The following is a 12,972-nucleotide window of genomic DNA, read 5'->3' as shown; positions in this document are numbered from 1 at the left end:
TAAATAGTTGACAATATTATTTTATTAATTTATACTACAATAAATTTTTCTAACTACGCTTCTTAAAAATCAAACGATAGGAAGGTGTGTCAATGAATAGATTATTGGAACTCAAAAATAAAGTATTAAGTGGTGATTTACTAGAAAAAAGTGAGGCTTTAGAACTCGTAGAAATGCCTTTAGAAGAACTGTGTGAGTCAGCTAACGCCTTACGCCTTCACTTTTGTGGTAATGCTTTTGATATCTGTACCATTATTAACGGAAAAAGTGGTAAATGCTCAGAAAACTGTAAGTATTGTGCCCAATCGGCATTTTATGAGACACCTGTAGAAGAATATCCTCTACTTGATACTGACACTATTGTTAAGCAAGCTCAATATAATGAGAAGCGAGGTGTACTCCGCTTTTCTATTGTTACATCTGGTAAGAAATTAAGCGATGAGGAAATCGAGCCAATCTGTGCTAGTAGTAAAGCTATTCAAGAAACCTCTCCTATCAAAGTTTGTGCTTCTCTAGGGCTCTTAGATGAAGGTGCTTTTGCAAGGCTCAAAGCTGCAGGTATTAATAGAGTACATAATAATTTAGAAACCTCTAAGCGTAACTTCCCAAATGTTTGTACTACTCACACCTTTGAAGATAAGATCGCTGCTATTAAAGCTGCACAAAAAGCTGGGCTGAACGTATGTAGTGGCGGTATTATGGGACTTGGTGAAACCATGGAAGATCGCATTGATATGGTACTTACCATTAGAGACTTAGGCATTCGTTCTATTCCTGTTAATATGCTAAATCCTATTCCTGGTACTCCTTATGAAAATAACCCTCTTTTAACCAATGATGAAATGCGCCGCATCGTAGCCATTTTTCGTTTTCTCGTACCTAATGCTTCCATTCGTTTAGCAGGTGGTAGAGGTCTGTTATCAGACAAAGGAAGACTTTGTTTTCAATCCGGTGCTAATGCTGCTATTTCTGGAGATATGCTTACAACTACTGGGATTACTATTGAGCAAGATATGAAAATGCTAGATGAACTTGGCTTCATCCCTTCCCTCTGGAATGAATAATTGAATAGAACATCACATCATACAGCAAATTCCTAATCCATGCAAAAAACATGCATAACTAGAACATTCTTTCTAGTCATGCATGTTTTTTTACGCTATTACCATCTATTCATCACTTTACAAGTAATTAAATTTCACATTTTACTATGCAATCCTTTTTGTCAAGGCAAGTACTTAGCATACACATCTACAATAAGATCACTCTCTGCTGCTTCATCAGTGGTAAATTCAGGAACTGCTTCTACTTCACACGCTCCACCACTTATATCTATTTTCCCACTATACAGCACACCACTCTTCTTATAAATAGTTCCTTCTACAAAAAATGTATATACTCCTGATGGCACTTGTTCGCCCTTTTCATTTTTGCAATCCCATAAATACATCACTTTTCCTGTATTCGGCGTTGCAGTTGTAATTGCATCTACTTGCTCTTGGTCATATGTACTAATACCAGATTTTTCTACCCACATTGGAATTGATTCAGCCCTCTTCTCATATCCACCTTGCGCCGTAAACTGTGTTGCACAAACTGTTTTCACCAAATCCCCCTTTTCATCCTCTATCCATATGGCATATTGATTAGATGAGTAACCTTCCCGCTTTGTATAATCAAACCCTATAGCAACTGTCCCAGCCGTTTGTACTTCAACTGGTTGCACTTTCACCTCTCCTTTCTTACCACATCCCGTTAGGCTACATACTATAGCCCCAATTACCCCTATAACCAAAATATTCCTTTTCATTATCTTCTACCTTTCCCTTAATATTCAACTTTTATACTGTATAAAAAAATCCTACCACACAAAGAATTTATGTTTTAGGATTAGTTAATTTATTTTCACAATTTTCACTTTATTATATCATGATTTTGTTAAATGTCTATACATATTTTAGGCCATAGCTTTGTTAGGCAAATAGCGGAATATGAATAAAATCATGACGTTACCTATTGCTTAGCTCCCTTGGTAACATCCTATATTTAAATAGTAGCTCCACTCTCTTTTAACTTTCTTAAATTCATTTGGGCTGCTACTGAAACTAATAAGCTTAGAACAGCTCCTATTAAAATAACAAGCCATACTTGATTCTTTAATACATCAAATAATACCCCATACATAGCCTGCCCTAATGGATAAGCACAGGTCGCTATTGCCATAACAAAGGCCATAATTTTACCCATTAATTCATTAGGTGTTCGCGTTTGAACAAAGGTTTGACCAAATACGTTAAATAGCGTTGCAAACATAATACACACTAACTCTCCTATGATAATAAAAACGTAAGCTACTATAGGTATTTCAGTTAAATGGCTTCCAATTGCAATAGGTAAAATACCCATACACGCGACAAATAAAAATACATAGGATTTATTCATACTTACCTTTTTACTAACTATCCCAGCAAGAATAGCACCTGCTATAGAACCTATGGCTAACGCTGCCTGTGCAAAACCATAATACTGACTTCCTAATTGAAGTGTCTCGTTAAGAATATAAGGTAGGCCCACAGCTAATAAGGCTGATAAAAACAAATTCAAAGCTGCAATAATAAATAGCATCTTAAATAAAATCGGTTGTTCATCTTTTAAAAAGTGAATAGCTTCTTTTGTATCTCCTATAACCATTTGTAATATGCCTTGAGTACGGTCTTTTTTTACAAATGGTATTTTAATAAAGCACTCCATTACAGCTGATATAAAAAAACATACAGTACTAATCACTAAAATCCATGTCATGTCTACGAATGCATATAAAAATCCACCTACAATAGGTCCAAATAAACTGGCTAAAGCTGAGACTTGTGCTACCATACCATTGGCAGCCATTAAATGTTCTTCATCTACTAATGAGGGTATACTTGCCTGAACCGATGGCTGATAAAAGGCTTGAATACAACCCAGTATTATCATAACCGTTCCTATTAGTAAAATAGGATGGCTTACTTTGAGTAAAACTGCAAAACCTAATATCAAAGCTGAAGTAATAAAGTCTAGGCCTACCATAATATTTCTTCTATTAATTCTATCCGACAAAATCCCGCCAATAGGTGATAATACCACACTTGGTATCATAGAAATAGCTAATATCCCTCCAAATATAGTTGCTGAATGTGTTGTATCTAGTACATATAAGGATAAAACAAATCTTAAAATAGAATTTCCAAATAAGGAAATAATCTGCCCTATTACCATTAGTATAAAATCTTTACCCCATCCTTTATTCCCTTGCATATCTATCCCTCCTGAAATTAATTTTATACCGAACGTCGGTATGTATCTATTCAAAATAAAAACCCTTTCGGGCTTTTATTATTTTTCACTTACTACATCATAATAGTCTGTCACTACTTCTAAAAATCCTTTATTTACTAGTGGTATACCTAGGTTATCTACTACTTCCTTTAGGCAGTTAATCTTTGCTATAAAAGCATCTCGATCTACTTTAAACAAACTTGGGTTCACCCATGCATTAATCAAAATGGCTATTATTTGTGCTGCTTCCTTTGGTTGATTTACCTTCATAGATCCATCCTTGTTACCATTTTCAATAAACCACTCAAACATTGGTGCTAACTCGTTCACTGTTACATTTAGTTGCCTTACTACAATTTGAGGATTCTTTAATAAAGGTGTACTCATCTTATCTAGCATACGTTTATTACTACTGCCTAGTTCAGTGAGCATAGCTGTTCGCATCTTCTCTAAAGCATTGTTACCTGGAATCTGGTCTAAAGATCTACTCCAAATGCCTTCATAATAATTAGTTTCACAAATCTTGTTGAGTATGTCTTCTTTACTTTTAAAGTGATGATAAATAGCACCTTTAGACATACCTAATTCCTCTATAATATCTTGAATAGAAGTTTCATCATAACCCTTTTCATAAAAAAGCTTATATGAAACCTCTAAAATCTTTTTCACTGTTTCTTCTGGATACTTATTTCTTGCCATTTGTCACCTCGTATACATACCGTCGTTATGTATGTATATTATAACAATTTTATCTTTAAGTCAATCTGTTTCTTCTGATTATTCTATACAGCTAATTAGCTAGCTTTTCTATTTACCAAACTGCCCTTACGTTAGTTTTCCCAGCTTGCTTTTACATTAACACCTACATCTTTTGCTAGTCTTTCTAAGCCTTTTACCTCTTTTGCTGTTAATTCAATTTCAAAGGTCTTTGATAAATCCTCTACTTGTTCTTTTTTAGTAACACCTATAATAGGGACAGTCCCTTTAGCTAATGCCCAAGCTATAGTAATTTGTGCGGGTGTAGCCTTATATTGTTCTCCTAGGTCTCTTAGTCCTTTTAGTAAGCCTTGGATTTGATTAAGGACTTCAACTGGAAAAGCTTTTGCTCTTCTTGTGCCTCTCTTAAAAGGGTGCTCACCATCATATTTTCCCGTTAAGGCACCTTGTTCTAGTACCATATAGGAAAAGAAAACTACCTGGTTTTCCTCACACCATTTTAAAATACCTGTTTCTTCAGATACTCGATATAACAAGCTATAATGATTTTGTACAGCCGAAAGCTTGAAGCCTACTTGTTTTAAAATATGATCTGCTTCTTTGACCTGCTCAAGATTGTGATTAGATACGCCTACATGCTTTGCTTTTCCCCGTTTTAAAAGAGGAATGAGCTCTTTAGTCCACTTCTGGACATTCGCCGGACTATGAACCCAATATAAATCTACTTGTTCTACACCAAGCCTACAGCAACTTTTCTTTAAAAATCTACCTACTGCTTTTCTAGTTTGTAAGCCTAAAGGTGTAAATTTAGTAGATAAAATCACATTAGGATTGTCTTTTATGTAGCTTCCTAAAATCTTTTCTGCTGCTCCCATACCATAAACAGCTGCTGTGTCCCATAGATTAAATCCTTGCTTCATAGCTAGCTCAAAAACCGGCTTAAGATCTTCTTCTCCATAGCTGTTTCCAAAAATCTGATTTCCACCATTAATACCCGTACCCCATGACCAAGTACCTAATGCTATGGCTGGAATTTCTGTATCTCCTAATTTGGCATACTTCATCTCTTATCCCCCTTAATTTTCTTCTCTTATCGTTTTTCTTATTCTACTTAATGACACCGGTGTAATGCCTAGGTAAGAAGCTATATAACTTTGATTAACTTGCTCTTCTAACTTAGGATAATGCCTTTTAAAATCTAGATATCTTTCAGTCGCACTTTTAAGTAAAAAGCTACTTTCTCTTTCAATCTTATAGTGAATACTCCCTTCTAATAGGTTGATATAAAATTTTGTAAAGTAAGAGGAAGTAAGGATTAATTTTTTTATCTGCTGCCCTGGTATAACGAGTACCTTGCTACTTTCCAATGCTTCAATACAACACGGTGAAGCTTTTTCATTAAAAAGTGTTTCAACTCCAAAGCCGCTTCCTTCTAGGGTAAAAATCCTTGTTACATCATTCCCCTCTCGATCAATATAGTAACTTCGAAATATACCGTTAACCACAAAGTAGAGTTCTGCCGGCTTATCTCCTACATGGACAATCACTTCTCCCTTAGGAATGCTTTTTAGAAAGACATTTTTTAGGCCTATTTCTTGAATTCCTATAGGCATTTTTTCTTGACTTATTCCTTCAATCACTTGCTGTAATTGTACTAAAGCCTCCTGCATCTCTCTTCTCCTTTATAGATAAGCTTCTTTAGTTCATTTCTCTCCATTATAGAACACTATAATTTTTATGTAATTATCATATGATAAGTATTTAAAAAATTAAGTTTTTATATTATTATCTTATCATATAGCTAATAATGAAAGTGAGGAAGCCCATGCCCATTTTTCCTTCTACTAATACTACTCTCTCTAATGAATTCACCATTTACTCAACTTTCCCCTTTGACGAAGTATGCACTATACTCAAAGAAGAAACCTCCAAAAATATTTGGTCAAGTAAAAAAACTACTTATTGGGGCGCTTCAAAATTTATAGGTAAGATCCATCCTACTAACTTCCGTATACTTTGCAAACAATATAGTAATTCTGTTACTTGCCTTACTATTGGTAAAAAGGATCAAAATGATAATCATATTATTCATCTCACTCAGTCACTTACTTATGGTATCAAATTATTTATGTATATCTCCTTCTTTTTTTGCTTTACTATATCCTTATTAACAATAATAGCTAGCATTGCTTTAATTCACCAGGGGGGCTCCTCTATTTAATCTCTTTATTTTTTCCTTGTATCGTATACTTAATATCAAAGAAAGTACTGGAATATATGTTCTCATCTGAAGCTAGGCTTATAAAAGACTTTCTAGTTGAAAATTTACATGCTACTATTATTTCTTCACCTACTAATCAAATATAATTTCACTCAAAAGCTAAATAGGCGTAAGCACTCAATGAGCTTACACCTATTTAACGTGAAAAAATTTATTATCTGTAATCATGTCACTATATTATTACTTATACATATAGTTTAAAATAAGGTAACACAAATAAATATTTCTTGAGCTAGATCACTAAAGGAATTGGAGGGCTGCATGATAACGTATAAGTAAAGATTATTTATAAAATAGGAGGTAATGATGTTTTCTATTGGTATAGTTTTTACAATTCTTTTCATTTCACTTGGAAGTATCTTACTACGAGGAAAAGGCATCAGAATGTTATCTGTATATAATATGTTACCTAAATCTCGAAAAGCAACGATTTGTAAAGAAGCATTATGTCAATTTATGGGCAAAATATTTTTTGGCTTTGCATTTGGCAGTATGCTTTGGATTATCGGTGGTGCTATTAACTCTCCAACAGTAATTGTACTTGGACTTATTATTATTGCATTTTTAGCTATAGCTTCAACGATTTATGTTCTAACAACAAATCGTTTTAATAGCAATAAATAATTAATAGATATTTTAATAGCCAAAGAATCTCTGCATAAAGAGTTTCTTTGGCTATTTATTTTATAAGTTATTTAGTTTAATACAGCTTATTTGATAAAAACAGCCTCTCTAGCATACTTTTGCATAGTACTGATTTCTTCATCAGTAAAGCCTAACTGTGTTTTTAAAATTTCAATTTCCTTGTGAATGTTCGTATTAGATACTGTCATATTATCTGAGTTAAAGGTTACCCTAACCCCTGCATCAAATAACTGCTTAATAGGATGCTCTTTAAGGCTAGGCACTAATTTTGTATGGTAATTACTTGTTACACAAACTTCTAAAGTAATATCCTTTTCGATAAGCTCTTGAATAAGCGTCTCATCTTCTATAGCCATTACGCCATGACCAATACGCTTAGTACCATATTCTAAAGCCTTTCTCATGCTTTCTGGGCCTGATACTTCACCTATTGCTTCTCCTGCATGGATTGTTACTGGAAGCCCATATTCTTTGACCTTAGCAAAAACAGGTTCGAACATTTTAGTAGGGAATAAAGACTCTGCCCCAGCTAAGTCTACAGCACATACCACATCACTCATATACTTCTTAGCTACTTCTACTGTTTCTAAGTTTTTCTCTTCAATATCCGCTCCTCGCATACAACATAAAATAAGGCCGCAGCGAATAGCTGGATATTTTTCCATTCCTCTTTTAACCCCTTTCATAGCCGCTGCTACTACTTGGTCTTGTGTTAAGCCCTCCGCTGTAGAAAACTGTGGTGCAAAGCGAATCTCTGCATACGTTACACCTAGTTTGTGTAAGTCCTCTACTAACTCAAAACTTACTCTTTCTATTGCCATTTCTGTTTGAAGAAGCATAATTGGTAAATCAAAACGCTTTAAACATTCATGTAAGGTTGGACAATCTTCTGGTACTTCCATCAGATTTCTAAGCTCCTTTAGATCCTCTGTAGGTAAAGTAATATTTTGGATTTTCGCTAAATCAAGTGCTGTTTCCACTCTTAGTGACCCATCTAGATGTAAATGTAATTCAATCATAACTATTCCCCTTGCATTAGTCTTTGTTTCTTAAGTTTTTGTTTATGCTTATGACTGCAGTACCATGTATAGGCAATGGTAATCATAAGGTATGGCATAAGCTGTACGAATTGAAGTGGAATAGATGCCCCTTGTAAGTAATTTGAAAGACTTTCACAGAATCCGAAAAGGAGTGAAGTAAAGAATCCTACAATGGCGTTTCCTGCTGCGATAGCTTGTGTCGCTAAGGCAATGTAACCACGTCCTGCTGTCATACCTGATGAGAATAGTCCTACATAACCCATGGATAAGAAGGCACCACCCATACCAGCTAAAATACCACTTAAGCTTAAAGCAATATATTTAATCTTTTTAACAGAAACTCCTACAGATTCCATAGCTTCTGGTGATTCACCAACGGCGCGAATGTGCATACCAAGTCTTGTGTACTTAAACATAGCCCATACAACGAATACTAAAATAAGTGCTATATAAGTGAGTACATGATGACCTGATAAAATTTGTCCTATTACTGGAATATCTTCAATAATAGGAATATTAATGCTTGGTAGTTTTAAAGAAGGAAGTGAAGTTGAGGCTCCTTTTTCTCCTGTAATAAGGTAAAGGAAAAAGATCGTTCCTCCTGAAGCAAAAGTATTAAGCGCAATCCCTGAAATAATAATATTGGATTTTAACTTAAGCGCAAAGTAAGCTAAAATATTACTCATTAAAAAGCCAGCAAGTATAGCTCCTAAAAGCCCTATCCACGCATTTTGCGTAAAAGCACTTACCACTACCCCTGTAAAAGCTGACATAAGCATTGTACCTTCTAAAGCAATATTACTTGAACCTGATCTAGAAGCAATGATTGCTCCTAATGTTGTCAGTAGTACTGGTGTCGCACTACGGAACATGGCAAAATAAAATTCAGGAAGTGTTAACGTATTTAAAATGTCTAATAATAATTCCATGGTCTATTCTCCCTCCTATTCGCCATAACTGCTTAACGCTTTTTTAGATTCTTGTCTTTGTTTAAGTACTGCAAGGAAACGTTCTGCTGTGATAAATAAGATTAATACAGCTTGTACAATAGCGACAAGTTCATTTTGTACATCTGATCTTCTAGACATTAAGTCTGCCCCTACACGAATATATCCTAGGAAGAAGGCTGCAAGTGGTACATATTTAGAATTATTTCCTGCTAAAATTGTAATAATAACCCCATCCCAAGCATAACTTGGTGAGTCTTGCCAGTTAAAGCGATTATACATACCTGCTTGTTCTACTGCACCACCCATACCTGCTATGGCACCTGCTAACATTTGAGTTAAGATAATCACTTTTCCAATGTTAATTCCTGAATGCTTAGCAAACTCTGGATTACTTCCTACAAGGCGAATTTCATAACCAAATTTTGTTTTATATACTAAGATATAAAGTAAGACTGCTACTGCTATAGCAATTAAGAAGCCATAGTGGAGCTTTGTTCCACTTACCATGTTTCCAAGGCTACTTGTTGATTCGTATTTTAAAGAAGCAAAAGTCCCTGCACTTCTATCAATAAGGTGTTTATTAACAAGGTAAATACCTGTGAAGAAAAAGACATTATTAAGCATTAACGATGTTACAAGCTCATTCGCATGACATTTTACCTTTAAAATAGCAGGGATACTACCAATCACAGCACCTACTGCTGCTGCTGCTAAAATCATCACTATTGGATGAATACCTGCTGGAAGAGCCATTTTAATAGCAATAGCTGCTGCTACTGCTCCCCCCATGTAAAGAGCACCATCTGCAATCATGGAGAAGTTTCCTGATTTGAATACAATGCTTAGTGCCAAACCAGTAAACATTAAAGGAATACTACTTTCTAATACATTAAAGAAGTGTCTTTTAGACTGTAATGGTCCTAAGAATAGGTTATAAATAGCTGTACCTGGTTCTTTACTAATGCTAAAGATAATAGCTACTGTGATCCCAACTGCAATTAGTATGGCTACCATTAAACGAAGTAAGGCAAAGCTATTAATATGATTTTTTAATCCTTTTCTACTCATGGTAGGCTCCTCCTAGTTTTTCTTTTGAATCTTGTTTAACCCCTAGCATGTAGAGCCCTAGTTCATTTTCTGTTGCTGTTTTAGCATCTTCAATATACCCGACAATTTTTCCTTCATGCATGACTAAAATACTATCACTTAAAGATAAAATTTCAGATAGGTCTGCTGATACTAATAAAATTGCTTTCCTTCTTTCTCTCATATCGAGGATTTTTTTCCTAATGAATTCAATAGCACCTACGTCTACCCCTCTAGTTGGTTGGTTAATAATAAGAAGCTCTGGGTTATATTCATATTCACGTCCTACAATCAGCTTTTGAATATTCCCACCTGATAGTTCTCCAATAGATTGTTTATTATGATCGTATTTAACTTTGAAATCCTTTAAGATTTTTTCTGTAAAAGCAGCTATTTTTCTGCTACTTAATAAACCATAGCTTTTTAGCTCATTCGTATAATAAATTTTTGAAATAGCATTGTCTTCTAAAGAAAGCTTTGGTGCACTACCGTATCTCATTCTGTCTTCTGATACGTGTGAAATACCGGCTTCTTGACGTTTTAAAATTGGTAATTTAGAAATGTCTTTACCCTTTAAATGAATCTGACCTGATGACTGCTTAAGTGCTCCTACAATCAGCTCCACTAATTCAGATTGACCATTACCATCAATACCTGCTATTCCTAAGATTTGACCTTCACGAATAGAGAAAGATACATGGTCTACCTTTTGCTTACCAAATTGATTCACATACACTAAATCCTTAACAGAAACAACTGTTTTTCCAAAGTGAGGTGCTGACTTTTCCATGTTTAAGTTAACATCTCTACCTACCATGAGTCTTGAGATTTCTTGCTCACTTAAGTCACTAATCTCATAAGTTCCCATAGTTTTCCCATCACGTAAAATAGTCATACGATTACAAAGTTCTTTTACTTCATTGAGCTTATGTGAAATAAAGATAATCGTATGTCCTTTTTCTCTTAACAGTTTAAGCTGCTCAAATAGCTCTTCTGTTTCCTGAGGTGTTAGTACAGCAGTAGGCTCATCTAAAATAAGAATCTTTGCTCCTCTATAAAGTGCTTTTAATATCTCTAATTTTTGTCTCATTGCCAGGGAAATATTCTCCACCTGCGCTTTAGCATCTACTGTTAAGTTATAGGCCTTTGATAATTCCTCTGTAATCTTAACAGCTTGTTTTCTATCTACTAAACCGTTCTTCCTTGGCTCTGCACCTAAAATAAGGTTCTCTGCTACTGTCATAGATGGCACTTGCATAAAGTGTTGGTGTACCATCCCTATCCCTTTTGCAATAGCACATTTAGATGATGCGAACGCCACTGGCTCTCCTTTAATAAGGATTTCTCCGCTAGTTGGAGATGTCATCCCAAATAGCATTTTCATAAGAGTAGATTTACCCGCTCCATTTTCACCTACCAAAGCATGGATTTCTCCTTCGTAAATATCTAACTGAACCTCATGATTGGCTACAACACCACCAGGGTATACCTTCGTAATCTTTCTGGCCTCTAATATTTTCTGCTCCATAAGGATTTCCTTTCCGTGTGTTTTTACTAAAGAGAGGGCATTACGCTACTCTCCGTAATACCCCCTCTTATTTTTTTGTCCTCTCATTAACCTTGCCCCACTCATTTAAGATAGGCTCGGCAATGGTTATATACCTTAGGCAAAATCTCTCAAGCTAAGGATCCTCATACGTCTTTATCCTTAACTCTTAATGAATACTATCAAGCTCTAGGTGACTCATCATTCGCTCTTCATTTTTCATTATTAATTGCCCTTCTACTGAGCACTAGAAATAATGCCTTTTAATGTTGCTTCATCCATACCATAAGCTGTATCAACACTTACTTCACCAGCTAGCAAACTAGCTTTAGCATCTTCTACTGTTGTGCGAATCTCTTCTGAAACAACACTTTGATAAATACTGTTGTCTGCAAGACCTACTGCATTTTCTGCAAGACCAAGTAATTCGTAAGTACCATATGGAAGGTTACCTTCTAAATCTCTCTCGATAGATGAGAAGATTGTTGTACCTACACCTTTAATAGCAGAAGAAATGATAAACTCTGCTTCTTCACTACCTTCATAAGCAAGCGCTTGGTCTGAATCTACCCCGATTACGTATTTTTTGCTTTCTGCTGCAGCTTCAATAACACCTACTGAAGCTGGACCTGCTGCTACGAATACACAGTCAGCACCTGAAGCGTATTGTGTTAAAGCAAGTTCTTTTGCTTTAGCAGAGTCTACGTAAGAACCTACGTAAGAAACAAGTACTTTAATATCTGGATTAATGAATTGTGCCCCTTGGATAAATCCAACTGCTGAGTCATTGATAACCGCTGCTGTATCTTTTGCACCTACGAAACCAATTGTAGCTTCTTCATTTGCATAAGTCATATCAGAAGTTGTTGTGCTAGCTGCAAGTACACCTGCAAGGAACGCTGCTTCGTTTTGTTTGTAGCTCATAGAATATACATTACTTAAATCGCTTGCTGCATAGTCTACATCTGTATCAAAGATGATGTATTTTTTATCTGGGAATAAAGGAGCTGTTTGCTCAAGAATTTCTTTCATATCCCATGTTCCTACAATGATAATGTCTGAGTCAGATTCAGAAGCATCTAATAAAGAACCTTCAAATTTTGTTTTGTCATTACCCATTTCAATCATTTCAACTTCAACTTTATTACTAAGCTGTTCTGCTACTTGTTTCATACCTGTTTGAGCTGAATCATTGAAAGCTTTATCTCCGAAAGAACCTGTTACGAGTAGGCTTACTTTTACTTTTTCACCATTAGTTTCATTTGTTCCTGCTTCTGTTTGTGTTCCTTCCTCTGGTTTACTTTCTGCTGGTGCACTAGAACATCCTGTAAATAAGGCTGCTGTAAGTAATGATGTGAGTAATACTCTAGCCCATTTCTTTGTCATCTT

12 protein-coding genes are annotated in these 12,972 nt (G+C 35.2%); 2 read left to right on the top strand and 10 right to left on the bottom strand.

Going from position 1 to position 12,972, the window contains the following annotated elements; genetic code table 11:
* Window positions 1-92: 92 nt before the first annotated feature.
* Window positions 93-1,064, top strand: coding sequence for a biotin synthase BioB (gene bioB / locus EKH84_RS05090; RefSeq protein WP_127065429.1), 972 nt, complete (start codon window positions 93-95; stop codon window positions 1,062-1,064).
* A gap of 161 nt (window positions 1,065-1,225) precedes the next feature.
* On the opposite strand, the gene EKH84_RS05085 is transcribed toward bioB, so the two are convergent.
* The 5 genes from EKH84_RS05085 to EKH84_RS05065 form a co-directional block, all read right to left on the bottom strand.
* Window positions 1,226-1,810 carry a DUF2271 domain-containing protein gene (locus tag EKH84_RS05085; RefSeq protein ID WP_127065428.1) on the bottom strand — a complete coding sequence of 195 codons (585 nt, stop codon included), beginning with the start codon at window positions 1,808-1,810 and terminating at the stop codon, window positions 1,226-1,228.
* Between the two features lie 236 nt (window positions 1,811-2,046).
* On the bottom strand, window positions 2,047-3,297 hold the full coding sequence (locus EKH84_RS05080) for an MFS transporter (RefSeq protein ID WP_127065427.1): 1,251 nt from the start codon (window positions 3,295-3,297) through the stop codon (window positions 2,047-2,049).
* A 78-nt stretch (window positions 3,298-3,375) separates the two neighbouring features.
* Window positions 3,376-4,017, bottom strand: coding sequence for a TetR/AcrR family transcriptional regulator (locus EKH84_RS05075; protein WP_127065426.1), 642 nt, complete (start codon window positions 4,015-4,017; stop codon window positions 3,376-3,378).
* Window positions 4,018-4,148: 131 nt separating this feature from the next.
* A complete protein-coding gene (locus EKH84_RS05070) occupies window positions 4,149-5,099 on the bottom strand; it encodes an aldo/keto reductase (RefSeq protein WP_127065425.1) in 951 nt (316 codons plus the stop codon).
* A gap of 12 nt (window positions 5,100-5,111) precedes the next feature.
* Window positions 5,112-5,705 (bottom strand): Crp/Fnr family transcriptional regulator, encoded by a 594-nt coding sequence (locus EKH84_RS05065; protein WP_127065424.1) that lies wholly within the window; start codon window positions 5,703-5,705, stop codon window positions 5,112-5,114.
* 917 nt (window positions 5,706-6,622) lie between these two features.
* Here EKH84_RS05065 and EKH84_RS05060 point away from each other — a divergent pair.
* Window positions 6,623-6,940: a DUF3784 domain-containing protein gene (locus tag EKH84_RS05060; protein WP_190283491.1), complete on the top strand. Its 318-nt coding sequence runs from the start codon at window positions 6,623-6,625 to the stop codon at window positions 6,938-6,940.
* A gap of 86 nt (window positions 6,941-7,026) precedes the next feature.
* On the opposite strand, the gene add is transcribed toward EKH84_RS05060, so the two are convergent.
* From add to EKH84_RS05035, 5 genes are all read right to left on the bottom strand, one after another.
* The gene (gene add, locus EKH84_RS05055; RefSeq protein ID WP_127065422.1) at window positions 7,027-7,980 is read right to left on the bottom strand and encodes an adenosine deaminase; all 954 of its coding nucleotides are present in this window, start codon (window positions 7,978-7,980) and stop codon (window positions 7,027-7,029) included.
* Between the two features lie 2 nt (window positions 7,981-7,982).
* A complete protein-coding gene (locus EKH84_RS05050) occupies window positions 7,983-8,930 on the bottom strand; it encodes an ABC transporter permease (RefSeq protein ID WP_013655389.1) in 948 nt (315 codons plus the stop codon).
* Between the two features lie 15 nt (window positions 8,931-8,945).
* A complete protein-coding gene (locus EKH84_RS05045) occupies window positions 8,946-10,019 on the bottom strand; it encodes an ABC transporter permease (protein ID WP_127065421.1) in 1,074 nt (357 codons plus the stop codon).
* Window positions 10,012-11,565, bottom strand: a complete 1,554-nt coding sequence (locus EKH84_RS05040; RefSeq protein ID WP_127065420.1) for an ABC transporter ATP-binding protein — start codon at window positions 11,563-11,565, stop codon at window positions 10,012-10,014. Before EKH84_RS05040 ends, EKH84_RS05045 begins: the two co-directional genes overlap by 8 nt.
* A 255-nt stretch (window positions 11,566-11,820) precedes the next feature.
* Window positions 11,821-12,969, bottom strand: a complete 1,149-nt coding sequence (locus EKH84_RS05035; protein ID WP_127065419.1) for a BMP family ABC transporter substrate-binding protein — start codon at window positions 12,967-12,969, stop codon at window positions 11,821-11,823.
* Window positions 12,970-12,972: the final 3 nt, after the last annotated feature.

The organism is Cellulosilyticum sp. WCF-2, assembly GCF_003990395.1.
In the GTDB taxonomy this organism is placed as follows: domain Bacteria; phylum Bacillota; class Clostridia; order Lachnospirales; family Cellulosilyticaceae; genus Cellulosilyticum; species Cellulosilyticum lentocellum.
Note: the sequence above shows the minus strand (reverse complement) of the source record. Positions and strands in the feature narration are given on the sequence as shown.